The sequence below is a fragment of the Christiangramia sediminicola genome, from assembly GCF_031344135.1.
Taxonomy (GTDB): Bacteria; Bacteroidota; Bacteroidia; order Flavobacteriales; family Flavobacteriaceae; genus Christiangramia; species Christiangramia sediminicola.
Map to the genome: position 1 here is coordinate 116,046 of NZ_JAVJIU010000006.1, position 25,502 is coordinate 141,547.

A 25,502-nucleotide genomic window follows, 5' to 3' on the forward strand; every position below is an offset into this window, starting at 1 on the left:
TAGCGATGGATATCACGTTATGGATCATGATCATTGGGTGGGTATTTGTACTTATCTGGGTACCCTTTATTATATACACTAATAAAAAAGCTCATCCAAAGGCACTGTTCGTGTTGTTCTTTGCTGAAATGTGGGAGCGCTTCTCTTATTATGGGATGCGGGCACTCCTCGTTCTTTATATGACCAAGGTTCTTTTTATTGACCTTGCTCAGAATGTAGCTGAAACACAGGCCTACGGAATTTATGGTTCCTATACCGCCATGGTCTATCTGTTTCCTGTTCTTGGGGGCCTTGTTGCCGACAGGCTACTTGGGTTCAAAAAAACGATCATCTGGGGTGGTTTATTAATGTCTTTAGGGCATTTTACCCTGGCGCTTCAGGGTATTGAAGGTCTTGAGGGGAATATGCCATTTTTCTTTGCTGCTCTTGCCTTGATAATCGTAGGTAACGGATTTTTTAAACCGAATATCAGTTCATTTTTGGGTACATTCTATGAAACCGATGACCCTAGAAAGGATGGAGCATTTTCTATCTTTTATATGGGAGTGAATATCGGGTCTTTTCTTGCAACGCTTACTTGTGGTTATGTAGGGCAACAGATCAACTGGCATTATGGTTTCGGACTTGCCGGAATAGGAATGCTTCTGGGATTGATCGTTTTCTATTTTGCTTCTAAAACTGATATGCTTCAGGGTAAAGGTGGGCAGCCGGAAGAAGTTACGAAGGGAGAAAGAAAATTTCTTGGCTTGAAGCCAGATTACGGAGTTTATATCGTATCACTTCTGGCAATTCCTGTGTGTGCTTATATGCTGGATCTTGATGAAGTGATGTCTGGAGCTATGATCGTGATCTCCTTATTGATCATTGCTTATCTGTTATACCAGGCATTAACAGCAAAAGATAAAGTCGAAGGTCAAAGACTTCTTGTAGTAATTGTATTATTTTTTTTCCATGCTATTTTCTGGGCCTTATTCGAGCAGGCCGGTGGTAGTTTAACCATTTTTACAGATAAGAATGTAGATAGATTCGTAGGTGGGACTGAAATTCCTGCATCGATTTTCCAAAGTTTAAATCCGCTTTATATCATGCTTCTGGCACCGGTATTCTCATGGATGTGGTTTAAACTGAACAAAGCCGGAAAAGAGCCAAGTACACCTATGAAATTTGTTTTAGGTCTAACCCAGTTAGCTTTAGGTTTTGGTGTGATTGTTCTTGGAGCGAAGTATTTTGCCTCCGGTGACGGGCTGGTTTCCATAGCTTTTCTTGCGGTTATGTATCTTTTACATACTACCGGTGAATTATCACTATCACCAATCGGACTTTCCATGGTTACAAAGTTATCACCTGCAAAAGTGGTGGGATTTGTTATGGGGGCATGGTTTCTCTCAATTGCCCTGGCTAATAAAATGGCAGGCTTAATTGGCACTTTAACCACGAGTGAAGAAGTTACAGATGATACTCCTGCTTCAGTTACCTTAGGTATTTATTCAGATACTTACTGGATATGGGGATTCTGTGTAGTTGGTGCTGCGGCATTACTCCTATTACTACTTGTTCCGCTTTTGCGTAAATGGATGAATGGAATTCATTAAATTTGGGAATGCTTTTTGCTTTTCCTAATTAAAAATTTGATGAGATGAAGAAATTACTCCTTTTTGTCTTTTTAATTTTCTCAGTTTCTGCAATCCAGGCTCAGGAAATTAACTGGATGAGTATGAATGAAGCTCTGGCTGCGCAGAAGAAAAAGCCTAAGAAAATATTTGTCGATGCATACACCACCTGGTGTGGACCGTGCAAATTGTTAGATAAGAATACCTTTTCTAACAAGGATGTTATTGAATATGTAAACAAGCATTTTTATGCGGTAAAATTCAATGCAGAAGGTGATGAAACCGTGAATTTTAAGGACAAGGTCTTTAAAAACCCAAATTATGATCCTGAGAAAAAAGGGAGAAATGCTGTACATCAATTTGCTTTGGCTATGGGTGTAAGCGCTTATCCTACCATGGTTTTCTTTGATGAAAATGCAGGTTTCTTAACTCCTATTAAAGGATATCTAACTCCACAAAAATTAGAAATATTTCTGAAGATCTTCGCGACAGATGATTATAAGAGAGTGAAGACAGATGAAGAATGGGCAAAGTATCAGGAAGAATTTGAAAGCACTTTTTCCAGTTAATCTACTGTGCTGAAATTATAATATAAGCTCCCTTTTCTCCGGTATGGTGGAAAGGGATTTTTTTGTTTTGTGAACTAGACTTCCATCTTTTTACGATTGAATTATAATTACTGCCATCGGCAATGATCTCTTTTGGATTGAGTTCATCTATGATCCTTTCGAGATTGACCTTAGGAGAATTCTGCAGTATGATAAGATCTGGTTTGAAATTCGGTATTGCATAATTTTCTGCAGTATCAATTATTAGGGTTAGCTGGTCTGCTAAATAGAAGATTTCCGGCATGCTTTTCAATTCTTCCGATTTGATGTTTCTTTCCCGGGTATAATCTTTTATCAGGCTTAAATCTGATTTATCTACCGCGGAATAGATATCTAAATGATTCGAATTCTTAACTGTGATCACCGATTGTCTGGATTTGTGGAATATCACTATTTCTGAATCAGGTATCTTTGCTTTAGACAAAAGAGTTGCTGACTGGATGCAAAGAATACTTATAAGCAGAAAACTAAGACTAAAATAATTCTGTTTCCTAAAAATAATGATCAGGCTAAAAATGAACATATAAATTGCAAGAACCTGGTAGCTTAAAACATGAATATCGCCAATTATTAGGCCTTCTTTAGAGGCGATCCATTCGATAAATTTATTCATGGAATTGAGAAGAAAATCGAATGATCTCACCATGAATTCGGGAAGTTGCCCGATGGATGCTAGAAAAATCACCAGTATACCAAACGCCAGAATAATTCCGAGGAAAGGCAGAATAACAAGGTTCGAGATCAAAAACATCCCTGGAAATTGATGAAAATAGAATATACTAATTGGGATAACTCCAATCTGCGCGGCCAGGCTTACTGAGCATAATTTCCAGAAATAGTCTAAAACTTGAGATTCAGACTTCAGTAATTTATAAATTTTTGGCTGAAAAATAATGATGCTGAAAACTGCCAGGTAGCTCAGTTGAAAACCAACCTGGAAAATATAATATGGATTTAAGATTAGTAAAAAGAAAAGTGAAACAAACAGACTATTTAATACGCTGGTCTTTCGTTTTAACTGAAGTCCGATCGCTATAAAAGAAAACATCGTAACTGCTCTCACCACCGATGGATTTAGGCCAGTGATCAAGGCGAAACTCCATAGAAGTAAGATCAGTACAATAGTCCTTATTATTCGTCCATTTTTGAATCGATTAAGCCATTGCAATAGAAAATTGAGAAAATAAAGTAGGATTCCAATATGTAGACCAGAAATTGCCAGGATATGTATTGCGCCGGCCGCAGCATAATCCTGATATAGTTTATTACTGATCTCTCTACGCTGTCCTAAAATTAGTGCCTGGTAAACGGCAATTTCATTCGGTCCAAAATCGTGGCTTTTAAGCTTATTTATAATTTTTTCCCTTATTTGCCATGCAATGCTTTTTAAACTAGCATTATTGCTTGCTGAAATCTGGATCTGGCTTGCCTTCAGGTTTATTTGCCTCTCTACTTTAAGTCTACGCATATAGTCCCTGTAATCGAATTGAAATGGGTTTAAAGAAGAATTGAATTCTAAAGGATTCCATGGAAGCAAAATTCTCATTCCAGGCTTAAACGTCAACCCGTTTATCGAATCCTTTCGGATATTTACAAGAATTTTTCCCTTGATCTTAACTGATCGATCATCGCGCAGTAAACTTTCGGTTTCAAGTATAAATCTTTCTGAAAATTCTGTCGGTTTTAATTCTTCAGAAATATTGGCGATCAGAACTTCGTTCCCAAATTCTTCTTCTAAATTTAAAAAATGCTTATTCTGATTAGATGGAATGCTTAAGCTGGTGACTGTAACTCCAATACAAAAAACTAAAAGTAAACTGGATATTCCGAAGATAGCGTCGGAGAAGATCATTCTTCGAGCTCTTAGAAAACTGAATGTAAAGATCAAAAATGCAAATCCGGAGATCAAAAAAGCAGTAGCAATTCCTATTGAGAAATAGAATCCAGCCACTATGCCGATAATTAGATAAACGGCAAGTCTAATAAATATAAAATTGAAATCCTTCAAAGATTGAAAATTGCAATCTGAAGGTATGAAATAATCAAATTACTCGTCGCGCCATGACGAAATTATTATACCAGTAAGATTCTGATAATGAGGAAATAATAACGCCTCTTGAACTGGAGGAATGAATGAAATAAATGCCGTTCTCATCAATTTCCACAACAAGCCCAACATGATTTATAACCTTTCGGTTCTTGTTGGTTTCAAAGAAAAGCAGGTCGCCAACATTCACCTCTTTGAGATAAAGTCTTTTTCCTTCAAGGGACATGGCTCGTGAAGTTCTTGGTAGAGAGATTCCTTCTTCCAGGAATGAAACATAGATCAAACCGGAACAATCCATTCCTTTTTTATCGGTCCCGCCATATTTATACCTGGTTCCTTCAAACTTTTTAGCTGTCTTAACGATTTTAGAAACCGATTTATCTTCCGGTTCATCGGAAGGTGTGCGATCGTAAACCTGGGTAGTTTGTGAGTTTCTATTCGCTTCCTTTTTTGTAGTAACTACTTTTGAACGTGAAGAACCGCAAGATGCCAAAAGGATCATACTAAATATCAGAAGTGCTGATTTTAAAATTCCTGCTTTCACGCTATGCCTTTTATGTTGTTATAAATCAATCTAGCAGTATTTTTGCTGGCTCCTTTCCCACCAAGTTTTTGCTCCAGGTCAAAGTAATCTTCAAATATTCTTTTACGATTATCCTCATCCAGGATCTTGTTCAATTCAGATCTCAAATTCTCAGAATTGAAATCACCCTGAATCAGCTCCGTGACTACTTCTCTGCCCATGATCAAATTAACCAGTGAAATATATTCTAGATTAATAATTCTTTTAGCAATATGGTAGGAAATATAACTTCCCTTATAGCAAACAACTTCTGGAACTTTGAACAAGGCAGTTTCTAAAGTTGCAGTACCAGATGTAACCAACGCGGCATGTGAGATGCCTAGTACATCATAGGTCTTATTCATAATAATTTTTATGTTGGACTTCTTGATGAATTTCTGATAAAACTCTTCATCCTGGCTGGGAGCACCGGCAATAACGAACTGGTAATCCTTAAATTCGGAGGTAATGCTTAACATGACCTCAAGCATTTTCTCAATTTCCTGCTTTCTACTACCCGGAAGGAGTGCTATGACCGGTCTTTTATCAAGTTCATTTTCCTTTTTGAAATCTTCTGTGTTCACCAAAGCTCGATTATCTATAGCATCTAATAGCGGATGGCCCACAAAATTCACTGGAAAATTATGTTTTAGCGAATAGAAATCCTTTTCGAATGGAAGTATTACATACATCTCTTCTACATCGCGTTTGATCTTTTTGATCCTGTTTTCCTTCCAGGCCCAGATCTGTGGAGAGATATAATAGTGAGTTCTGTAACCTTCCTTTTTTGCCCATTCAGCAATTCTCATATTGAAGCCTGGATAATCAACAAAAATGATCACATCAGGATCATATTCATTAATATCATTCTTACAGAGCTTGATATTTTTAAAAATGGTTCTAAGGTTCATGATCACTTCGGCGAAACCCATAAAGGCCAGTTCCCTGTAATGTTTAACCAGAGTTCCACCTTGTTTGGCCATAAGATCTCCTCCCCAAAATCTGAAATTTGCATTTTCATCAACTTCTTTCAATGCTTTCATTAGATTGGAAGCATGGAGATCTCCTGAAGCTTCACCTGCAATGATGTAATATTTCATATTAAAAGAATTTGAAGATTGCTACGCCTATCGCTACACTTACCGTTGCCAGTAAAACTCCGCGAGCATGATAATTTTGTTTCTTTTTAAGGAAAACAAAGAATGGAACGAAATTTAGAACTGCACCAAGTGCGATTATTTTTCCAAGATAATCATTCGCAATGGCATCATTTATAGTTGCGTCAAGTTCAGAATTAGACAGAAGGCTCACATACAGAATCACCCCGGCAATATTAGCGGCGATCCCGGTTAGAAATCCTGTAAAAATATTCTGTTTAATCATTTAAAGACCAGCTGCTTAAATCCTTGATAAAATGATGCGCGGTAAGATCAAATTGAACAGGTACTACAGATACATATCCATCTTCCAGGGCCTTTTCGTCTGTATCGTTTCCTTCATCCTTATTAACAAATGTTCCTGTTAACCAGTAATATTCGCGCCCCTGCGGATTGGTTCTTTTATCGAACTCCTCTTCCCAGTGAGCATTTGCCTGTCTGCAAACTTTTATTCCTTTGATCTCAGATTCCGTTAATTTCGGAATATTAACGTTAAGAACCACACCAGTTGGTAGTCCGTTTTTAAGAACATTTTTGGTAATGGCTTTTATATATTTTCGAGTGGGCTCAAAATCGGCATTTAATGAGTAGTCCAATAGTGAAAACCCAATTGCAGGAATTCCTTCAATTCCTGCTTCAACCGCAGCACTCATGGTGCCGGAATAGATCACATTAATTGAGGAGTTGGAACCATGATTAATTCCGCTAACGCAAAGATCAGGTTTTCTATGTAAGATCTCCTGCGTGGCAATTTTCACACAGTCTGCCGGAGTACCGGAACAGCTGTATTCTTTATGCTTGTAAGATTCCTTGATCGTAACCTGTTCACAGAAGAGAGTGTCGCTTATTGTGATCGCGTGGCCCATTCCACTTTGCGGACTGTCTGGTGCAACTACAACTACATCTCCAAGCTCTTTCATTACTTCTACCAGAGTTCTGATTCCCGGAGCGGTTATCCCATCGTCATTAGTGACCAGGATAAGCGGTTTATTCTTGTTCATGCTTCATTATTTGGTTCTGCTAAAATAAGAATTTAAATAAGGAAAGCTTATATTAGTACATTGACAAATTAGTGTGTATGATTTAACTCATTGGCACAGTTTTTACTATAATATTGGTAACCAAACGATGACGAAATTAAAACGAGTTATGAAAAGGAATTTTAAAATATTAGCGGTCGTTCTCCTAATGGCTGCGGCTTCATGTAGTTTTACTACTAAGAAGTTTGAAGACCCGAATAAAGATAAACTTCTTATAGATTTAATTACATATGTTCTTAACCAGGGACATTATGACGCTAAAGACATTAATGACAGTTTTTCAGCTAACGTATATGAAGATTATCTAGAAGGGCTGGATCCTTCCAAGCGTTTTTTCTACAAAGAAGATATTGCTGAATTTGATTCATTTAAGGAAAAGCTGGATGATCAGATCAAAGGAAAGAATATAGATTTTTTTAATCTTACTTATGGTCGTTTAGGTGAAAGGATGGAAGAGGCAAGATCACTTTACAAAGAGATCCTGGCTGAGCCATTTGACTTTTCAGAAGCTGAAAAAATAAATACTTCTTACGATAGCCTGGATTATGCTTCTTCAAAAGAGGAAATGAAGAAACGTTGGAAAGAACAGCTGAAATTCAATACTCTTATCACATATTACGATCTTAAACAAGATCAGCAGACTAAAAAAGAGAATGATGAGACTTATGAAATGAAGTCTGATGCTGAACTGGAAAAAGAAGCAAGAGAAACAACACTCTCTAATATCGACCGATACTATGATTTTACTGATGATCTTGAAAGAGAAGACTATTTTTCAGTTTATATCAATGCTATCGTAGAAGAATTTGATCCGCATACGTTCTATTTTGCACCTCAGGATAAAGATAGGTTTGATATTGCCATGTCTGGAAAGCTTGAGGGAATTGGAGCTCGTTTGGTAAAAGATAGCGATAATATCACGATTACTGAAGTTATTTCAGGAGGTCCTGCATGGAGAAGTGATGAGATTTCTGAAGGAGATGTGATTCTTAAAGTAAAGCAGGAAGATGAAAAGGAAGCTGTAAGTATCGTAGGTATGAGGCTTGACGACGCAGTAGATCTTATCAAAGGGCCTAAGGATACCAAAGTAATTCTTACCGTTCGTAAGAAAGTAATGGGGAATATAGAAGAAGTAACTTTGGTTAGAGATGTGATTGAAATAGAAGAAACTTATGCTAAAGCATCCATGGTTGAAAAAGAGAGTAGAAAATTTGGAGTGATCAACCTCCCAAAATTCTATTTTGATATGACCGATTATGACGAGCGTAATGCTGCTTCAGATATTAAAGAAGATATCATCCGCCTTAAAAAAGAAGGAATGGAAGGACTTGTTCTAGACCTTAGAAATAATGGTGGAGGATCTTTGAAAACGGTAGTAGATATTGCCGGGATGTTTATTAAAGAAGGGCCTATTGTTCAGGTGAAATCTAACGGCGCACGAAAAGAAGTATTGAAAGATGAAGATCCACAAGTACTTTGGGATGGTCCGTTAGTGATTCTTGTAAATGAATTATCTGCTTCTGCTTCTGAAATTCTTGCTGCTGCAATGCAGGATTATAAAAGAGCAATTATCATTGGTAGTAAACAAACCTATGGTAAAGGAACTGTTCAGAATGTAATTGATCTTAACAGATGGCTTAGAAATAATGATATGGGAGATATGGGAGCGCTTAAGATCACTACCCAGAAGTTCTACCGTGTAAATGGTGGTTCTACCCAGTTGGAAGGTGTGAAGAGTGACGTAGTGGTTCCAGATAGATACAGTTTTGTGGATATCGGTGAAAAAGATCAGGAAAATCCACTTCCATGGGATAAAATAGATGCTGCAGATTATGAGATCTGGAATGGATATGTCGGTTATGACGATGCTATTGCAGCAAGTAAGCAGAGAATGGAAACTAATGAGCAGTTAAAGCTTATTGAAGAGAATGCAAAATGGGTGAAAACTCAAAGCGATGATAACAGTTATTCTCTGAATTATGACGACTATGCTCAAGAGGCTGAGAAGAATAAGGAAATGGCTAAACAATTTGATGCTATTAAAGATTATAAGACAAATCTGACCTATAATTCACTGCCTTACGAAGAGAAGCTTTTTACCACAGATACAATCCTGAAGGAAAAGAGAGAGAGATGGCATGAAAGTCTTAGTAAAGATGTTTACATCGAAGAGGCAATTAATGTACTGTCTGATATGAAAATGAATAATATCACTAGAAATAAACTAGCAGATACTAATTCAAAGAAAAAAGTAAAGAACTAGAAGTCTAATAAAATTCAAAAACCCGGAAGGTAATTTCCGGGTTTTTTTATGCTTAATAATATGAAAAGAAAATACGTATATCCCTTTCTAATTCTAGTTGTCGCAGCGATCCTTCTAATGGTCGATAAGTGTTCCTAATAAGAGAGCCTGTCAGAATCCAGCTTAATAAAAATAAAGAGTAAAATAGTAAAGCCCCACAGTCCGGAACCACCATAACTGAAAAAGGGTAGGGGAATACCAACTGTAGGGAATACACCAATTACCATCCCTATATTTACCAGAAAGTGTATAAATAGAATTCCAATCACCGAATATCCATAAACCCTGTAGAACTGGTTGCGTTGCCTTTCAGCGAGTACAAGTAGCCTTAATAATAATAATACAAATAGGATCACTACCATAGCGCTTCCAAAAAAGCCCCATTCTTCGCCCACTGTACTGAAGATATAATCGGTATGCTGTTCTGGTACAAAGTGACCTTTTGTTTGAGTCCCTTCAGTCCAGCCTTTTCCAAGCCAGCCACCACTACCAATAGCGATCTCACTCTGGTTTGTGTTATAACCAATACCTCTTGAATCAACTTCTTTACCGAGTACGATATTAAATCTATCACGATGTCGCTGTTCAAATACATTTTCAAAAATATAATTCACTGAAAAGCTTAGGGCTATTGAAATAATTGCAAAAAGCGTTATTAATAGCCTTCCGGGACGTTTCTTTCGTTTCCTGAAGAATATAAGCAGACCTAAAGTGAGAACGCCTACACTAACCCATATAGGCCCTATAATAAGAGTTAATATGAAGACTGCCACTGCAGAAAGTCCTGTAACCAAATAAAAACCTGACAATCCTTCCCTGTAGAGTGGAAAGAAAAATGCCGCGTAGACCAAAGCGCTTCCCGGATCAGGTTGTGGGACAATCAGTAAAGCTGGAATTGCGATTATAATGAAAGCTTTTACCTGGTGACTTAATCGCCTGATATTAGTTTGAATATCACTTAAGTATTTCGCTAATGCAAGAGCTGTGGCGAATTTTGCAAATTCAGAGGGCTGTAGGCCAAAGCTCCCGAATGAATACCATGAAGTTGCTCCAGATATAGTTTTCCCAAATACAAATAAGCCCGCTAGAGATAGTAGTGAAACTATATAGATAATACTTGAAAATCGTTGGTAGAATTTGGCTTCAACCGATAGTACTATAATAATCAGGAATATGCTTAGTCCGATAAAAAGAGCTTGTTTTCCGTAAGGCTGATCAAGATCAAAAAAAGATCCTGGTGTGCTGCCTAAAGATGCAGAGTATATATTGGCCCAGCCAAAGCAGATTAAGATTAGGTAAATAAAAATGCTGATCCAGTCGAATCCTGCTGCGCTGCTTTTCGCCATTTACTGATTGATTATAAAAGGTTCCCCGCTAAGAGGCTTTTCGTATTCGTTTTCAAGGCTATGACTCAATATCCATTCTTCCATATCAGTTCTGGTGATGGTGCCTTTCATGTATTTTTCGATCATTAAACTCGCGATGCGTCCTGCATATCTACTTCCCCAATATCCGTTCTCTACAAAAACAGCGATCGCGATCTTTGGATCTTCTACCGGGGCAAAAGCCACGAAAATAGAATGATCTGTTAGCTGAACTCTTTTTCCGTCTATTTTGGTGAAGTTTTCAGCAGTTCCGGTTTTACCTGCGATCTCAACTCCCGGAATTCTTAAAGTTGTAGCGGTACCACTTTTATAAACTTCATGCATACCTTCAATAACAGGTTCAAAGTTTTTGGCTTCTATCGTGGTGTAATTCTTTTTGGTAAATTTTTCTTCCTTGATTGGCTGACCATTGATCTCTTTCAGGATATGCGGAGTATAATACCATCCTTTATTACTTATTGTGGCAGCCATATTTGCCAGCTGAATAGGTGTCATCAATACTTCTCCCTGTCCGATAGCATTTGAGATCGTTGCGGTGGCAAACCATTTATAGGTAGGATAGTTGTATATCTGGTTATAGTAATCTGAATCAGGTATCTTTCCAGGTTGCCCTGTACTAAGATCATTACCCATATATTGACCGAGGCCAAAACTTTTTAAGTGAGCATTCCAGGCATCCATTCCTTCCTGAGGTGTATTGTATTTTTCAATGATCCTTCGGTAAACATTCGCAAAATAGGCGTTACAGGACTGTGCTATTCCCGGCACCATAGAAAGTGGACTTCGGTGAGCGTGACAACCTAATTTTCGGCCTCTTCCGTAGGCATATCCATGATTACAGGAAAAAGCATCATCAGTATCAACAACTCCTTCCTGTAAACCTATTAACGCATTTAGTGTTTTAAAAGGTGATCCTGGAGGATATTGTGCGAGTAGGCCTCTATCATAAAGAGGTCTTGCAATGGTGTCGTAATAAAGTTCAGTGAAATTTGGGGATCTTTTACGTCCAACAAGTTTTGCAGGATCATAAGTAGGAGCAGTGATAAGAGCAAGAATTTCTCCTGTCCCCGGCTCTAAGGCAACGATACCACCTCTTTTGTCTTTCATTAGACGTTTTCCGTAGTCCTGAAGTGCTGCGTCAACCGTTAAGGTTATATCCTTTCCTTTTTCTGGGAGAGTGTCGTAAATCCCTTCTTTATAAGGTCCGATATCCCTGTTGAAACGATCTTTCTGTATATATTTAACACCCTTAACACCACGAAGAAGATCTTCATAAGTTTCTTCAACTCCCGCGCGACCAATAAGGTCACCAGAGATGTAGTAAGGATTTTTATTAACGATGCTTTGATTTACTTCCGCAATGTATCCAAGAACGTTTGCACTATGGTCTACCTGGTAATCTCTAAGAGAACGCTTCTGAATATAGAAGCCTTCATAATTTCTCATTTTCTCCTGTAGTATCGCATATTCGCTTTTGGTAAGCTGCGGAATAACTACAGATGGAAGCATGGGTGAATATATCCTTGCTTTATCAAGTTTCTTTTCCAAATCTTCCCTGGAGAGATTCAGAATATTACAGAATTCGGTAGTATCAAAAGGTTTCAGGTTTCTTGGAATGACCATAACGTCATAAGACGGCTGGTTAGACACCATTAATTCGCCGTCCCTATCATAAATATAACCACGCTGGGGATAATCATATACAACCTTGATGGCATTATCCTGAGAACGGATCGCCAGGGAAGTATCTACTACCTGAAGATAAAATAACCTCCCGATAAATAGTATTCCTGTGGTCAAGATGGTTATGTAGAGCAATACTTTTCTCATCTATATTTCTTGCTGAACAGCGTAAGGCTTAAAAGTGTTAGGATTACCGTGAATATACTTGAAAATAATGTCTTTTTCAGTATTAATAGTATATGATTTAGACTGAACATTTCCAAGGAAAATAATACAAAATGATGGATAAGCACCATCAAGAAAATATAACTCAGTTTAGCACCAAAAGGTGTATTAGCTAACCTGATATTTTGGTGATCATAACTAATTCCGAAAGAGAATCTCAATAAATTAGGTCTAACGAAAGCTGCTACCAGGCAAGCTGCGGCATTAATTCCGCCACTGTCTTCAAAAATATCTACACTTATTCCCAGTAAGAACGACAGGAACAGAAAAAGACTCTGGTTACCTGCAAAAGGGTATAAAAGGATAAAAAGAACGTATAAATACGGGTTGATATATCCTGCAAAATTGATGTTGTTTAAAATCAATACCTGTAGAAATACAAGTATGATAAAACGGGCGATATTTGAAAATAATTTACTGTTCATTAGTCGTCTCCTGCAAATTTTCTATAGCCTCCCGGTTCACATTTTCAATGATATACACATAACCTATATTGGTCATGTCATTGAATAATTTAATGTTGATGGTGTAATAACTCTGCGTCTGGTCAAGTGTGAAATCCTCGATCTTACCAATGGGTAATCCTTTAGGAAAGATCAACGAACGTCCTCCGGTGATTATTGTATCTCCTTTTTTAAGCGGTGCCTGTCTTGGCACATCAATTAACTGAACCAAATTGGGATCTTTCCCGTCCCATACAAGACTACCAAAGTGATTGGTATTATTCAATTGAGCGTTGATCCTTGATCTACTGTTCAAAATTGAGATCACTCGGGAGTAATTATCGTTCACTCTGTCTACGATACCCACAATTCCCTGGCTTGTGATCACACCATATTCAGGTTCAATGCCAGACTGTTCTCCACGGTTGAGAGTAAGGTAATTATCGGTTTTAGCAAAGTTATTATTGATCACTCTTGCAGTTCTGAAAAGATAATCTCCTTCAAATGAAGTACTGTCTAGTTGCTTTTCAACAGAAATACTGTCATTGATGTTTGAAATGATATTACGAAGTTTATTGTTTTCTTCGAGCAATCGTTCATTGTATTCATCAAGATGAAGATAGGTATTGATGTTGTTAGACCAGGAATAAATTCCACCGGTAACAAAATTTGCAGAACTTATAAACCGGCTTTTTTGAAAAGCATGATTTTGTATGGTTAGAAAAACTGATACAGCAAGCAGGATTAAGAATAAAATTGAATTCTTATTCCTTATAAGAAAATTGAAAATCTGCTGCATAAATTAAGCTTCTCCTACTTGATCAAAATTCCTTTATATCTGTTCAGTGTTTTAAGGGTAATACCTGTTCCACGAACTACAGCTCTTAATGGATCTTCTGCGATATAAACAGGAAGATCTGTTTTCTGAGATAAACGCTTGTCAAGTCCTCTAAGCATAGAACCACCACCTGCAAGATAGATACCGGTGTTATAAATATCGGCAGCTAATTCTGGTGGAGTTTGCGATAATGTTTCCATCACAGCATCCTCAATTCTTAAAATAGATTTATCAAGAGCTTTGGCGATCTCACGGTATGAGATATTTACCTGTTTAGGTTTACCTGTTAGCAGGTCTCTACCCTGAACGCTCATTTCATCTGGCGGAACCTCAAGATCTTCAGTCGCCGCACCTATCTGAATTTTAATTTTTTCCGCAGTACGTTCACCAACATAAAGGTTATGCTGAGTTCGCATGTAATACACGATATCGTTAGTGAAAACATCACCGGCAATTTTTACCGATTTATCACAAACAATTCCACCAAGGGCGATTACCGCAATTTCCGTAGTACCACCCCCAATATCTACGATCATATTTCCTTTTGGCTGCATGATGTCTACTCCAATACCAATAGCTGCGGCCATTGGTTCATGTATCAGGTATACCTCTTTACCATTTACTCTCTCGGCACTTTCTTTAACGGCTCGCATCTCTACTTCAGTAATTCCTGAAGGAATACAGATCACCATTCTAAGTGCAGGAGTAAATAGTTTTTTCTTTAATGCCGGAATTTCCTTGATGAACATCGTGAGCATTTTTTCACTGGCATCAAAATCGGCAATAACCCCATCCTTTAAGGGACGAATGGTTTTTATATTCTCATGAGTTTTACCCTGCATCATCGCGGCTTCTTTACCAACGGCGGTAATTTTGCCGGATGTCCTGTCGCGTGCTACGATAGAAGGGCTATCTACAACAACTTTGTCGTTATGAATTATAAGGGTGTTAGCGGTACCTAAGTCGATTGCAATTTCTTCAATGAGAAAGTCAAAAAATCCCATAGTGTATTATAAGTATTGAGGTTTGGGTAAATGTACTAAAATTAATGTTTAAAATGGCGCGTTCCTGTCATCACCATTGCGATATTATTCTCATTGCAATAATCTATGCTTAACTGGTCTTTTATTGACCCTCCAGGCTGAATTACTGCGGTTATTCCGGCATTTCCTGCGATCTCTACACAATCGGGGAATGGGAAGAATGCATCACTTGCCATAACAGCTCCTTTCAAGTCAAAACTAAATGACCTGGCTTTTTCAATGCTTTGGGTAAGGGCGTCTACTCTTGAGGTCTGGCCTGTCCCGCTTGCACAAAGTTGTTTGTTTTTAGCTAAAACGATGGTGTTAGATTTGGTGTGTTTGCAAATCTTTGAAGCAAATATCATGTCAGATAACTCTTCATCGGTAGCTTTATTATCTGTTGCTTGTTTTAGATCTTCAAGTGAGTCAGATTTCAAATCTTTATCCTGAACAAGAACACCGTTGAGGCAGGTTCTAACCTGGCTTGTTGGTAATTCAATATCTTTCAGAATTAGAAGAATTCTGTTTTTCTTTCCTTTTAAAATTTCCAGTGCTTTTTCTGAATATGATGGAGCGATCACCACTTCACAGAAAAGTTTGTGGATTTCTTCAGCAGTTTCGGCATCTATTTCCACATTACTTATCAGAATTCCCCCGAAAGCAGAAACCGGATCTCCAGCCAGGGCATCTACATAAGCCTGGTGAATGGTGTCGCGCTGAGCAAGTCCACAGGCATTATTATGCTTAAGAATGGCAAATGTTGGCGCTTCTCCTTTGAATTCGTTCATTAAATTCACCGCGGCATCTACGTCTAGTAAATTATTGTATGAAAGTTCTTTACCGTGTAATTTGTCAAAAATTGCATCAAAGTCTCCGAAGAAGGTTCCTTTTTGATGTGGGTTTTCACCATATCTCAATTCTTTTCCCTGCAATTCACTTTGTTTGAAAGAGTTGATTTCACCTTCAGTATTGAAGTAATTGAAGATACCAGAATCATAATGAGAAGAAATATTGAAAGCTTTGGCGGCAAATTTCTTTCTGTCTGCAAGGCTTGTTTCTCCATTCTTTTCATTTAGAAGATCAAGAAATTCCTTGTAATCATCTACTGAAGAAACACAGGTTACATCTTTAAAGTTCTTGGCAGCTGCACGAATAAGTGAAATCCCGCCAATATCGATTTTTTCGATTACATCCTGTTCAGAAGCTCCTGAAGCTACAGTTTTCTCGAAAGGATAAAGATCTACAATCACAATGTCAATCTGCGGAATTTCATATTGTTCCAGCTCCTTTACATCACCTTCATGATCCTGACGGTTAAGAATTCCTCCAAAAACCTTTGGATGAAGTGTTTTAACTCTTCCTCCAAGAATTGAAGGATAAGAAGTTACATCTTCAACCGGGATCACATTGATGCCAAGGTCCTTGATGAATTTTTCGGTTCCACCGGTAGAATAAATAGTGATCCCAAGATCATCAAGTTTTCGTACGATGGGTTCTAGTCCGTCTTTGCTAAAAACTGAAATTAAAGCAGATTTTGCTTGTTTTAATTCGCTCATTGTGTTGTGTTTGTTAAAGCAGCAAAAGTAACTAATTCAACCAAAAATTTGAAAGTACATGGAATGAATTCTCGATAAATTTTGTAACGAAAAATTACATCATGCGTCCTATCTTTAAATCATCCAAAAACAGCTGATTTTATACCATGTTAATCTATTTACGCGTACTTAAGGAGAGCTTTAATTTTGCGATAAGCGCACTTAAGAATAACCGTTTACGAACTTTTTTATCCCTTTTAGGGGTAACCATTGGTATATTTTCAATTATCGCCGTTCTGGCAGCTGTAGATTCTCTTAAAAAAGATATTACTGGAAGTCTGAGTGCTTTGGACAACAGCACAGTGATTATTATGAGATTCAATTTTGGTCCTTCAGATGTGCCGAGATGGAAAAGAGAGCAGTTTCCCGATGTGAGTTATGAAGAGTATCAGTATCTGAAAAAAAGTATGCCAGATGTCGAAGCGATCAGTTTCGCGCTTGGAATCCCGGGTGGGACTTCATTAAAATACCAGGATGTTACAAGTACCGGCGTAGACGTTGGTGCCGTGACGCACGAATATTATGATATTGAGGCCCTTGAACTGGAAAGTGGAAGGTTTTTCAATGAACCGGAAGGTGTAAGTGGTTCTCCGGTGATCATTCTAGGTCATGAAGTTGCGCAGAATCTTTTTGGAACCAGTGACCCAATGGGTAAAGAGTTAAGAGTTTTTGGAAGAAAAGCCACGGTGATCGGAGTAATGAAGAAACAAGGTCAGTCGCTTTTTGGAGGTTCCAGAGATGGCCAGGCATTTGTACCAGCCAACTTCGCCAGAAGGATCTACGGAACTACAAAAGGAACAGTATTCCCTCAAATTGTAATGAAACCTGAGAGCGGTGTAGATAATGCTGAATTTGTTGCCATGCTGGAACAACAGCTGCGAAATATGCGCGGAATCAAACCTGGCGAGATCAATAATTTCTTCATCAATCAGTTACAGGGATTCGCAGACTTTATTGATAATATTACCGGTCAATTAAATGTCATCGGATTGGTGATAAGCGGATTTTCTCTGCTTGTTGGTGGCTTCGGAATTGCAAATATCATGTTCGTGAGTGTGAAAGAAAGAACCAACCTTATTGGTATTCAGAAATCACTTGGAGCAAAAAATAAATTCATCCTGTCACAATTTTTATTTGAAGCGATCATACTATCTGTAATTGGAGGTATGGTTGGATTATTTATTGTCTGGCTCGTTTCCATTATTGCATCTCAATTTACCGGTGACTTCGAATTTGTACTGTCACCACTTAATGTTTTGATAGGAACAGCAGTATCTGCAATGATTGGATTAATTTCTGGGATAATCCCCGCAATATCAGCTTCTAAGCTGGATCCAGTAGAAGCGATAAGAACCGGAATGTAAAAGTCTCGTTAATATTCAAAAGTCTTCTGACATATATTTCCTTAAATTCTTATAAAAAGAATTAAAGTTAGTTAAATGCCTAATTAGCAGTGCATCCCTTGAGTATATTTAAATAAAAAATCAGGGAAAATGGGAAATGAAATTGAAAAAGATTATCTATCGTCTGTAATGCAATTAATAGGGTTTTTTATCATTCTATTTGTCATTATCGCATTTCAGTTTTAGAAAAATATTGAACTTCAAAGTTCAACTTACCTACTTGCTATAAAAAAGAAAGCCTCGAATTAATTCGAGGCTTTCTTTTTTATTTTTAAGCAGATTAATTAGAGTATTTCTGCTACTTTTTCATTTACCCATTGTAAAAAGATTTCATCTTCATGAGAGAATGGATCTGCAGTATGACTGTCTATATCTATTTGTCCAATATTTTCTCCATTTACGAACAAAGGAATAACGATCTCTGCTTTAACATGAATGCTACAAGCGATATAATTGTTCTGTGCTTTTACATCTGGCACCACGAAATTTTTATTTGAAACTGCAACCTGTCCGCAAATTCCTTTGCCAAACGGAATGATCTCATGATCTGTTGGTTCGCCGGCAAAAGATTTTAATTTCAGTTCTTCTTTATCTCCATTTTTAAAGTAGAAACCAACCCAATCATAATAAGGAATGTTGGATTCTAGAACTTCACATACTCCAGTGAGACGGTCTTTTACATCCATTTCTTTATTCTGAAGAATCTTTTCTATTTCTGGTTTTAGCTTATCAAAAGTCATATTAACAATCTTTAGTGCAAAAGTATTCATTTTCTTATGTAAAGGGAGCACTGTATTTCTATAAATTTGTTAAAAACCTATCTGAAATTTGCTCAGTCTTTTTAGAAAATACCGACTTGTTCTAAGATTCATTTTTATTTTTCTGGGTAGTTATTTTATGTTCTCCAGTCTATATAATGGTTTTCTAATTCTCTACGATACTGAAAATCCTGTGCCAGATCCGATTACACAGCTTGTAGCGAGGCAAAGCGGTACGTTAATGCAGGGATTGGGGTATGAGAATGTTGATGTGGTAATGCATTATACAGGATTATCCATGAAATTGATGGTTGGAGATTATTTTTTAGCCGGAATCGTTGAAGGTTGTAATTCTGCCAGTATCATTATTCTTTTTGCGTCTTTTGTTCTTGCATTCTTCGGAAAAACGGTATCAACATTTCTCTATTTATTTGCCGGTTCAGTAATTATCTACGCGATCAATATACTTAGAATAGTGATTCTTGCTGTGAGCATTTATGAATACCCTGAATATTCAGGCTTTATGCATTCCATCTTTTTTCCGCTCGCGATCTATGGAACGGTATTTATTCTCTGGTTAATATGGGTTAGAATTTATTCGAGATGGAAAAAAAGGTAAATAAGAACATACTTCGGTTTCTTCAGATAGGTGTGCTGATATTACTTTTAGCCTGTATACGGTTCTTTGAACAGGACCTTTTCTATGATCCCTTGATTATTTTTTTTAAATCAGATTATTTATTAGGCATTATTCCACCAATGGATATGGCGAAATTAATGTTCAATCTCACTCTAAGATATACGTTAAATTCAGCGATATCCTTAGCTATAATCTACTTCAGTTTTAGAGATCTCAACATCTTAAAATTTTCAGCAATTCTCTATGCCGTACTATATGTTCTGGCAACTTCAGTCTTTATATTCCTGGTGCTAAATATTGAAAGAGAACATTACCTGGCATTGTTCTATGTTCGTCGCTTTTTAATCCACCCGTTATTTCTATTGATTCTTCTGCCTGCTTTTTATTATTACAGGTTAAAGAATTATAAGAGATCAAAAGATTAAGAATTTCAGACTTCTATTTTATTCTTGTTCTTTAAAAGCCAGTTTTTAAAATTCAATAACTCAGGATTTAATTTTCGGGTAGCGTTCACATCTCTTATGGTACAGAAATATTCTTCCTCCTGTACTTTAAACTGAAACATATTTCCCAGGTCATCTGCGCCGGGAAAGTCAAAACTTCTGTAAACTTCCGGAGAAACCGCATTATATTTTACTTCTTTACCGTAGACTTCACTGAAGGTTTCGGCCATTTCTTTTCCGGTTAGATGTTCCCCAGCGATCGCGACGATCTTGTTCTGGAAAGTTTCACCGGCTTTAAAGATCGCATAGGCACATTTGCCGATATCTTCCGCAGCAATTCCAGGATGTTGTTTATTATCCATAGGTAAGGTGATTGCCAGGTCACCGTTTTGATCCTTTTGAGGGCCCATTCCGAAATTGATAAAATTATCCCAGTAGAATGATGTAAATAAAAGGGTGTAAGGTATTCCGCTATTAGAAAAATACTCATCTGCCTCTCCTTTAGCGTCAAAATGCGGAACCTTATAATTACCCATGAGCGTAGGCATGCGATCATCATCAAGTGGAATCCATTTCCTGGTATCTTCCAGCGTAGACCAAATTATATGTTTCAAGCCGGCCTCTTTACCTGCTTCCGCCATATTCTTTGCCTGCTGCATTTCTTTTTCAGGAGAGAAATGTTCCCAGAAATTCGTCATACAATAGGCTCCATAAGCTCCGTCGAATGCTTTAATGATACTTGCTTTATCATCGAGGTCGGCTTCTACGATTTTAGCTCCCAACTTTTTTAATTTTAAGGCATTATCAGATTTAGCATCCCTTGTTATGGCTCTAACTCTAAATCCTCCTTCAGGATCGTCAAGTATCGCCTGAACTAAACCGCCTCCCTGTGCACCGGTTGCCCCAACAACCGCAATGATCTTCTTATCTTCCATAATTTCTAAATTTAAATGATTGAAGGTTAAGCAGATCGGATACTTAAAATTAATCAATTGTATTTAAATAAATATCTAGTTATCAATCATTTATATAATTAATTATTTCTTTTGAATGGGATGCTTTTAGGGCTTATTTATAGGTATTTAAAAATAATGTACTTTTGTAACTGAATGAAAAAAGCTTTTCAACATATCATTTCATTAAGTATGGCCTTTATGGTCCTGCTTTCTACGATGTCTTTTACGGTAGATAAACATTTCTGCGGAAGTCATCTTGTTGATAAAGCTGTATTCTCAAAAGCAAAGACTTGTGGAATGCAAATGTCTGCAAACGATGAATCTCATTGTTGTACCAATGAAAAGATCTCGGTAGAAGGTCAGGATGAGTTGAAAATTTCTTTCGATTCTTTCGATTTTGATCAGCAACTTTTCATAACTACTTTTTCTTTTACTTATCTAAATCTTTTTGAAAGTCTGCCAAAACAGAGCATTCCATTTAAAGATTATTCCCCTCCGTTACTGGTTTCCGATATTCAGCTGGAAGACCAGGTTTTCCTCATTTGATAGTTAAAATTTAGAATTTAAACCACGCATCTCATGCCGTGGCAACTTGCGTTATACGCTTAATTTCTAATTTTTAATAATGGAGTAATGCTGAATAAAAGCATCAAATATTTAATTGAAAATAAACTTATCGCCTTTATTTTACTGGCGGTGCTGGTTGGTTGGGGAATCATGAATTCACCTTTCAACTGGAAAACAGATTTGCTGCCGAATAATCCCGTAGCCGTGGATGCGATTCCCGATATCGGTGAAAATCAACAGATCATTTTTACTGATTGGGCCGGTCGTTCACCACAGGATATTGAAGACCAGATCACCTATCCGCTAACCACGAGTTTACTTGGTATTCCGGGAGTGAAAACTATTCGTAGTTCTTCGATGTTCGGTTTTTCCAGTATCTATATCATTTTTGAAGAAGATGTAGAATTTTATTGGAGTCGAAGTAGAATCCTCGAAAAGCTTAATTCTCTCCCTGAAAACCTATTGCCTGAAGGAGTGAATCCCACACTTGGACCAGATGCAACCGGACTTGGGCAGATATTCTGGTATACGCTCGAAGGTAGGGATAAGGATGGAAATGTGACCGGTGGCTGGGATCTTCAGGAACTGCGAAGCATCCAGGACTATTATGTGAAATATGCGCTTTCCGGAGCCAGCGGAGTTTCCGAAGTTGCCAGTATTGGTGGTTTCGTCCAGGAATACCAGATTGATGTGAAGCCGGAAGTGATGCGGCAGTATAATATTGGTTTAGATCAGGTCGTGATGGCGGTAAAGGAAAGTAATCGCGAGATCGGTGCACAAACCTTGGAGATCAACCAGGCGGAATATCTTGTGCGCGGTCTGGGTTATGTAAAGTCTGTGGAAGATATTGAAAATGCCGTGGTGACTTCTGAAGATTATACGTCTATCAGGATAAAGGACATTGCTAATGTTTCTATGGGACCTGCTTCACGACGCGGAATCCTTGACAAGGAAGGCGCCGAGGTTGTTGGAGGAGTAGTGGTAGCTCGTTATGGTACGAATCCAATGGAAGTGATCAACAATGTAAAAGCTGAAATTAATGAGATCAGCTCAGGTTTGCCTTCTAAAACTTTAAGTGATGGAACCGAATCACAACTTACGATCGTTCCTTTTTATGATCGTACAGAATTGATCCAGGAAACCCTTGGCACATTAAACGAAGCTTTAACTATGGAAATCCTGATCACGATTTTGGTGATCATTATAATGGTTTTTAATCTAAGAGCTTCGATTCTTATTTCAGGATTATTACCGGTTGCCGTACTAATGGTTTTTGTGTCGATGAAAATATTCGGAGTTTCAGCTAATATTGTTGCTCTTTCAGGTATTGCGATCGCTATAGGAACCATGGTGGATATGGGGATTATCCTTTCTGAAAATATCATCAGGCATCTGGATATGAAAGATGATAGACCTATTAATCAGCTGGTGTATGATGCCACTGCTGAAGTTTCTGGAGCGATTCTTACCGCGGTATTAACGACGATCATCAGCTTTATTCCGGTTTTTACCATGGTTGGTGCCGAGGGTAAATTATTCAGACCACTAGCGTTCACTAAAACAATGGCGCTCACCGCTTCTATATTAGTGGCCCTATTTCTAATTCCACCATTCGCGGCGATACTTTTTAAGAAAAGAAATTTCCGAAAGGAGATCAGCTTCATATTTCCTTTTATTCTGATCCTTTCAGGTATTGTGGCGATAGTTTTTGGATACTGGATAGGTCTTGCTTTGATCGGCTTCGGAATGATTGATCTTTTGCTGAAATTAGATAAGATAGATGAACTTCAGAGTAAAATTCTTAAGATCTTAGTTGCCATAATTACGATTGTATTATTGTTATCAGTTTACTGGCGCCCACTCGGTCTTCAAAACAGTATTCTACTCAATTTAACTTTTGTTGGTGTTATCAGTTTCGGACTTCTGGCAGTATTCTATGTTTTCAAAAAATCCTATGTCCGAATTTTAACCTGGACTCTGGAGAATAAAGCATTGTTTCTGGCAATTCCGGCGGCGATCATTATTATTGGATTTCTTATAATGAAAAATACAGGGAAGGAATTCATGCCTTCTTTAAATGAAGGTTCCTTTTTACTTATGCCAACTTCTTTACCTCATTCTGGCGTTGAAGAGAATAAAAGGGTTCTTCAGCAACTCGATATGGCGGTGGCGAGCCTTCCGGAAATTGAAACTGTAGTAGGGAAGGCGGGTAGGACAGAATCTGCCTTAGATCCCGCTCCATTATCCATGTATGAGAATATCATCCAGTATAAGACGGAATATATGCAGAATGAGAATGGGGAAAAGCAAAAATATCACGTTAATGAGGATGGATTCTTTGTGCTGAAAAGTGGAAAACTTGCAGCCAACCCAAATTCTGATATTGAAAATCGAGAAGAATATCAGCAATCCTTAGTTGTAAAGCCGTTGAAAATCGGTTCATCGCAATTAATTCCAGATGAAGAAGGCGAATATTTCAGAAACTGGAGACCTGAAATCAGGACACCTGAAGATATCTGGAATGAGATCGCCAGGGTTACTAAACTGCCGGGTGTTACTTCAGCACCAAAATTACAACCAATAGAAACACGCTTGATCATGTTGCAAACCGGGATGCGGGCACCAATGGGAATCAAAGTGCAGGGACAGGACCTCAAGCAAATACAGGAATTTGGAATGCAACTGGAAGATATCCTGAAACAAGCTGAAGGAGTAAAGAAAGAAGCTGTGTTTGCCGACCGAATCGTTGGAAAACCTTATTTATTGATCGACATACAACGTGAAAAATTGGTTCGCTACGGTATTTCCATAGATGAGGTTCAGCAAGTGCTTCAGGTTGCGATTGGCGGTATGCAATTGAGCGAAACGGTGGAGGGGCGAGAGCGTTACGGAATAAGGGTTAGATATCCAAGGGAGCTTCGTGGTAGCCCTGAAGATATTAAGGATATTTATGTGCCTGTAGAAAATGGAGCGCCGGTTCCCTTGGGCGAACTGGTAGATATTAAATATGAGCAGGGTCCTCAGGTAATTAAAAGTGAGAATACATTTCTTACTGGTTATGTATTATTCGACAAACTTGATGGATTCGCTGAAGTGAATGTGGTTGAAAATGCTCAGGATTTTATTCAGGAAAAAATAGACTCCGGAGAATTAGAAGTTCCTACCGGTATCAAATATCGATTTACGGGGAATTATCAAAATCAGTTAAGAGCTGAAAAAACACTGTCGCTGGTTGTACCGTTATCGTTATTGATCATTTTCATGATCCTTTATTTCCAGTTTAGGTTGGTTTCAACTTCATTGATGGTTTTTGCCGGAATTGCAGTTGCCTTCGGAGGTGGATTTCTTATGATCTGGTTCTACGGGCAGGAATGGTTTATGGATTTCAGTTTATTTGGAGAAAACCTGAGGCAGTTATTTCAGATCAAGACTATCAATTTAAGTGTGGCGGTCTGGGTTGGTTTCATTGCACTTTTTGGAATTGCCACCGATGATGGAGTTGTTATGGCGACTTATCTCACGCAGACTTTCGATTCAAATTCTCCAGATAATAAGAAGCAGATCAGGCAGTCTGTGATCGAAGCAGGAGAAAAGCGCATCAGGCCATGTTTGATGACTACCGCAACAACTATTCTTGCTTTACTGCCAATTTTAACTTCAACGGGACGCGGAAGCGATATTATGATCCCTATGGCGATCCCTGCTTTCGGAGGAATGTTAATCGCGCTGATCACTTTATTCGTAGTACCGGTCTTATTTAGTTGGAGGAAAGAAGCTCTATTGAAAGTGAATAATGAAAAACTAAAAGTGAAAAACTAAAATTATGGCAGGTAATGTTTTAAAAGATAAAAGTTATTCGTTCGCTTTACTAGTTGTTCAACGATATAAATCCATTGTTTCTGAAAAGAAAGAATTTGTCATCAGTAAACAAATTTTAAGAAGTGGTACTGCAATAGGTGCTTTGATTCGTGAGGCAGAATTTGCGGAAAGTAAAAAGGATTTTATTCATAAAATGAGTATCGCGCTAAAAGAGGCTAACGAAAATATTTACTGGTTAGATCTATTAAGAGATTCTGAGTTTATAGAAACTAAAGTTCATGCCGATCTTTATCAAAACTGTAAGGAATTAGTTGCAATGTTGGTAAGTTCCATTAAAACAGCCAAATCTAAATTAGACTAAGATGAGAATATTAATTAGTAGAATATTGAAAATCTTCC

22 protein-coding genes are annotated in these 25,502 nt (G+C 37.8%); 9 read left to right on the forward strand and 13 right to left on the reverse strand.

From position 1 onward, the window contains the following. Nucleotides 1–5: 5 nt before the first annotated feature. Both RE431_RS15010 and RE431_RS15015 read left to right on the forward strand, forming a co-directional pair. Nucleotides 6–1,592, forward strand: a complete 1,587-nt coding sequence (locus tag RE431_RS15010; RefSeq protein ID WP_309562785.1) for a peptide MFS transporter — start codon at nt 6–8, stop codon at nt 1,590–1,592. Between the two features lie 44 nt (nt 1,593–1,636). Continuing rightward, nucleotides 1,637–2,179 (forward strand): thioredoxin family protein, encoded by a 543-nt coding sequence (locus RE431_RS15015; protein ID WP_309562786.1) that lies wholly within the window; start codon nt 1,637–1,639, stop codon nt 2,177–2,179. A gap of 1 nt (nt 2,180) precedes the next feature. Here RE431_RS15015 and RE431_RS15020 read toward each other — a convergent pair whose 3' ends face one another. Genes RE431_RS15020 through surE form a run of 5 tightly spaced genes read right to left on the reverse strand, consistent with a single transcriptional unit; the run spans nt 2,181 to nt 6,985 of the window. Further along, a complete protein-coding gene (locus RE431_RS15020; protein ID WP_309562787.1) occupies nt 2,181–4,226 on the reverse strand; it encodes a ComEC/Rec2 family competence protein in 2,046 nt (681 codons plus the stop codon). A 34-nt stretch (nt 4,227–4,260) separates the two neighbouring features. Beyond that, nucleotides 4,261–4,809 (reverse strand): C40 family peptidase, encoded by a 549-nt coding sequence (locus RE431_RS15025; RefSeq protein ID WP_309562788.1) that lies wholly within the window; start codon nt 4,807–4,809, stop codon nt 4,261–4,263. Next, entirely contained in the window at nt 4,806–5,927 is a 1,122-nt protein-coding gene (lpxB, locus tag RE431_RS15030) for a lipid-A-disaccharide synthase (RefSeq protein ID WP_309562789.1), read from the reverse strand. Before lpxB ends, RE431_RS15025 begins: the two co-directional genes overlap by 4 nt. 1 nt (nt 5,928) lies before the next feature. After that, nucleotides 5,929–6,210, reverse strand: a complete 282-nt coding sequence (locus tag RE431_RS15035; RefSeq protein ID WP_309562790.1) for a hypothetical protein — start codon at nt 6,208–6,210, stop codon at nt 5,929–5,931. Then, complete coding sequence (gene surE, locus RE431_RS15040) at nt 6,203–6,985, reverse strand: 5'/3'-nucleotidase SurE (protein WP_309562791.1); 783 nt, start codon at nt 6,983–6,985, stop codon at nt 6,203–6,205. The genes RE431_RS15035 and surE overlap by 8 nt, the downstream gene beginning before the upstream one ends. Nucleotides 6,986–7,133: 148 nt before the next feature. On the opposite strand from surE, the gene RE431_RS15045 reads away from it, so the two are divergent. Then, on the forward strand, nt 7,134–9,287 hold the full coding sequence (locus RE431_RS15045) for a carboxy terminal-processing peptidase (RefSeq protein ID WP_309562792.1): 2,154 nt from the start codon (nt 7,134–7,136) through the stop codon (nt 9,285–9,287). A 134-nt stretch (nt 9,288–9,421) separates the two neighbouring features. On the opposite strand, the gene rodA is transcribed toward RE431_RS15045, so the two are convergent. From rodA to purH, 6 genes are read right to left on the reverse strand one after another with little or no spacing between them, the layout of a single operon-like run. Continuing rightward, on the reverse strand, nt 9,422–10,672 hold the full coding sequence (gene rodA / locus RE431_RS15050; RefSeq protein ID WP_309562793.1) for a rod shape-determining protein RodA: 1,251 nt from the start codon (nt 10,670–10,672) through the stop codon (nt 9,422–9,424). Then, nucleotides 10,673–12,541 (reverse strand): penicillin-binding protein 2, encoded by a 1,869-nt coding sequence (gene mrdA, locus RE431_RS15055; protein WP_309562794.1) that lies wholly within the window; start codon nt 12,539–12,541, stop codon nt 10,673–10,675. Next, the gene (locus tag RE431_RS15060; RefSeq protein WP_309562795.1) at nt 12,538–13,044 is read right to left on the reverse strand and encodes a rod shape-determining protein MreD; all 507 of its coding nucleotides are present in this window, start codon (nt 13,042–13,044) and stop codon (nt 12,538–12,540) included. The genes mrdA and RE431_RS15060 overlap by 4 nt, the downstream gene beginning before the upstream one ends. Then, nucleotides 13,034–13,861, reverse strand: a complete 828-nt coding sequence (gene mreC / locus RE431_RS15065) for a rod shape-determining protein MreC (RefSeq protein ID WP_309562796.1) — start codon at nt 13,859–13,861, stop codon at nt 13,034–13,036. The genes RE431_RS15060 and mreC overlap by 11 nt, the downstream gene beginning before the upstream one ends. 14 nt (nt 13,862–13,875) lie before the next feature. Further along, nucleotides 13,876–14,904, reverse strand: coding sequence for a rod shape-determining protein (locus RE431_RS15070; RefSeq protein ID WP_026914537.1), 1,029 nt, complete (start codon nt 14,902–14,904; stop codon nt 13,876–13,878). A gap of 41 nt (nt 14,905–14,945) precedes the next feature. Next, the gene (gene purH, locus RE431_RS15075) at nt 14,946–16,478 is read right to left on the reverse strand and encodes a bifunctional phosphoribosylaminoimidazolecarboxamide formyltransferase/IMP cyclohydrolase (RefSeq protein WP_309562797.1); all 1,533 of its coding nucleotides are present in this window, start codon (nt 16,476–16,478) and stop codon (nt 14,946–14,948) included. A gap of 146 nt (nt 16,479–16,624) precedes the next feature. On the opposite strand from purH, the gene RE431_RS15080 reads away from it, so the two are divergent. Beyond that, nucleotides 16,625–17,881, forward strand: a complete 1,257-nt coding sequence (locus RE431_RS15080; protein WP_309562798.1) for an ABC transporter permease — start codon at nt 16,625–16,627, stop codon at nt 17,879–17,881. A 323-nt stretch (nt 17,882–18,204) separates the two neighbouring features. Here the strand turns inward: RE431_RS15080 and RE431_RS15085 are convergent, their stop codons facing one another. After that, nucleotides 18,205–18,660, reverse strand: coding sequence for a GAF domain-containing protein (locus tag RE431_RS15085; protein ID WP_309562799.1), 456 nt, complete (start codon nt 18,658–18,660; stop codon nt 18,205–18,207). 88 nt (nt 18,661–18,748) lie between these two features. Here RE431_RS15085 and xrtF point away from each other — a divergent pair, with 88 nt between their 5' ends. Next, nucleotides 18,749–19,297, forward strand: coding sequence for an exosortase family protein XrtF (gene xrtF, locus RE431_RS15090; protein WP_309562800.1), 549 nt, complete (start codon nt 18,749–18,751; stop codon nt 19,295–19,297). Continuing rightward, nucleotides 19,282–19,743 (forward strand): exosortase F system-associated membrane protein, encoded by a 462-nt coding sequence (locus tag RE431_RS15095; protein WP_309562801.1) that lies wholly within the window; start codon nt 19,282–19,284, stop codon nt 19,741–19,743. The genes xrtF and RE431_RS15095 overlap by 16 nt, the downstream gene beginning before the upstream one ends. A gap of 5 nt (nt 19,744–19,748) precedes the next feature. On the opposite strand, the gene RE431_RS15100 is transcribed toward RE431_RS15095, so the two are convergent. Next, entirely contained in the window at nt 19,749–20,696 is a 948-nt protein-coding gene (locus RE431_RS15100; RefSeq protein WP_309562802.1) for an NmrA/HSCARG family protein, read from the reverse strand. Between the two features lie 174 nt (nt 20,697–20,870). Between RE431_RS15100 and RE431_RS15105 the strand changes: the two genes are divergently transcribed. The 3 genes from RE431_RS15105 to RE431_RS15115 all read left to right on the forward strand — a co-directional run bounded on the left by RE431_RS15105 (nt 20,871) and on the right by RE431_RS15115 (nt 25,464). After that, nucleotides 20,871–21,263 carry an HYC_CC_PP family protein gene (locus RE431_RS15105; protein ID WP_309562803.1) on the forward strand — a complete coding sequence of 131 codons (393 nt, stop codon included), beginning with the start codon at nt 20,871–20,873 and terminating at the stop codon, nt 21,261–21,263. A gap of 87 nt (nt 21,264–21,350) precedes the next feature. Beyond that, nucleotides 21,351–25,103 (forward strand): efflux RND transporter permease subunit, encoded by a 3,753-nt coding sequence (locus RE431_RS15110; RefSeq protein ID WP_309562804.1) that lies wholly within the window; start codon nt 21,351–21,353, stop codon nt 25,101–25,103. A 4-nt stretch (nt 25,104–25,107) separates the two neighbouring features. After that, nucleotides 25,108–25,464: a four helix bundle protein gene (locus RE431_RS15115; protein ID WP_309562805.1), complete on the forward strand. Its 357-nt coding sequence runs from the start codon at nt 25,108–25,110 to the stop codon at nt 25,462–25,464. Nucleotides 25,465–25,502: the final 38 nt, after the last annotated feature.

Bases quoted from the DNA above. Each gene is read 5' to 3' on its own strand.
- RE431_RS15010 (WP_309562785.1), top strand. From the start codon at position 6: ATGGATATCACGTTATGGATCATGATCATTGGGTGGGTATTTGTACTT.
- RE431_RS15015 (WP_309562786.1), top strand. From the start codon at position 1,637: ATGAAGAAATTACTCCTTTTTGTCTTTTTAATTTTCTCAGTTTCTGCA.
- lpxB (WP_309562789.1), bottom strand. From the start codon at position 5,927: ATGAAATATTACATCATTGCAGGTGAAGCTTCAGGAGATCTCCATGCT.
- RE431_RS15035 (WP_309562790.1), bottom strand. From the start codon at position 6,210: ATGATTAAACAGAATATTTTTACAGGATTTCTAACCGGGATCGCCGCT.
- surE (WP_309562791.1), bottom strand. From the start codon at position 6,985: ATGAACAAGAATAAACCGCTTATCCTGGTCACTAATGACGATGGGATA.
- RE431_RS15045 (WP_309562792.1), top strand. From the start codon at position 7,134: ATGAAAAGGAATTTTAAAATATTAGCGGTCGTTCTCCTAATGGCTGCG.
- rodA (WP_309562793.1), bottom strand. From the start codon at position 10,672: ATGGCGAAAAGCAGCGCAGCAGGATTCGACTGGATCAGCATTTTTATT.
- mrdA (WP_309562794.1), bottom strand. From the start codon at position 12,541: ATGAGAAAAGTATTGCTCTACATAACCATCTTGACCACAGGAATACTA.
- RE431_RS15060 (WP_309562795.1), bottom strand. From the start codon at position 13,044: ATGAACAGTAAATTATTTTCAAATATCGCCCGTTTTATCATACTTGTA.
- mreC (WP_309562796.1), bottom strand. From the start codon at position 13,861: ATGCAGCAGATTTTCAATTTTCTTATAAGGAATAAGAATTCAATTTTA.
- RE431_RS15070 (WP_026914537.1), bottom strand. From the start codon at position 14,904: ATGGGATTTTTTGACTTTCTCATTGAAGAAATTGCAATCGACTTAGGT.
- purH (WP_309562797.1), bottom strand. From the start codon at position 16,478: ATGAGCGAATTAAAACAAGCAAAATCTGCTTTAATTTCAGTTTTTAGC.
- RE431_RS15080 (WP_309562798.1), top strand. From the start codon at position 16,625: ATGTTAATCTATTTACGCGTACTTAAGGAGAGCTTTAATTTTGCGATA.
- RE431_RS15085 (WP_309562799.1), bottom strand. From the start codon at position 18,660: ATGACTTTTGATAAGCTAAAACCAGAAATAGAAAAGATTCTTCAGAAT.
- RE431_RS15095 (WP_309562801.1), top strand. From the start codon at position 19,282: ATGGAAAAAAAGGTAAATAAGAACATACTTCGGTTTCTTCAGATAGGT.
- RE431_RS15100 (WP_309562802.1), bottom strand. From the start codon at position 20,696: ATGGAAGATAAGAAGATCATTGCGGTTGTTGGGGCAACCGGTGCACAG.
- RE431_RS15105 (WP_309562803.1), top strand. From the start codon at position 20,871: ATGAAAAAAGCTTTTCAACATATCATTTCATTAAGTATGGCCTTTATG.
- RE431_RS15110 (WP_309562804.1), top strand. From the start codon at position 21,351: ATGCTGAATAAAAGCATCAAATATTTAATTGAAAATAAACTTATCGCC.
- RE431_RS15115 (WP_309562805.1), top strand. From the start codon at position 25,108: ATGGCAGGTAATGTTTTAAAAGATAAAAGTTATTCGTTCGCTTTACTA.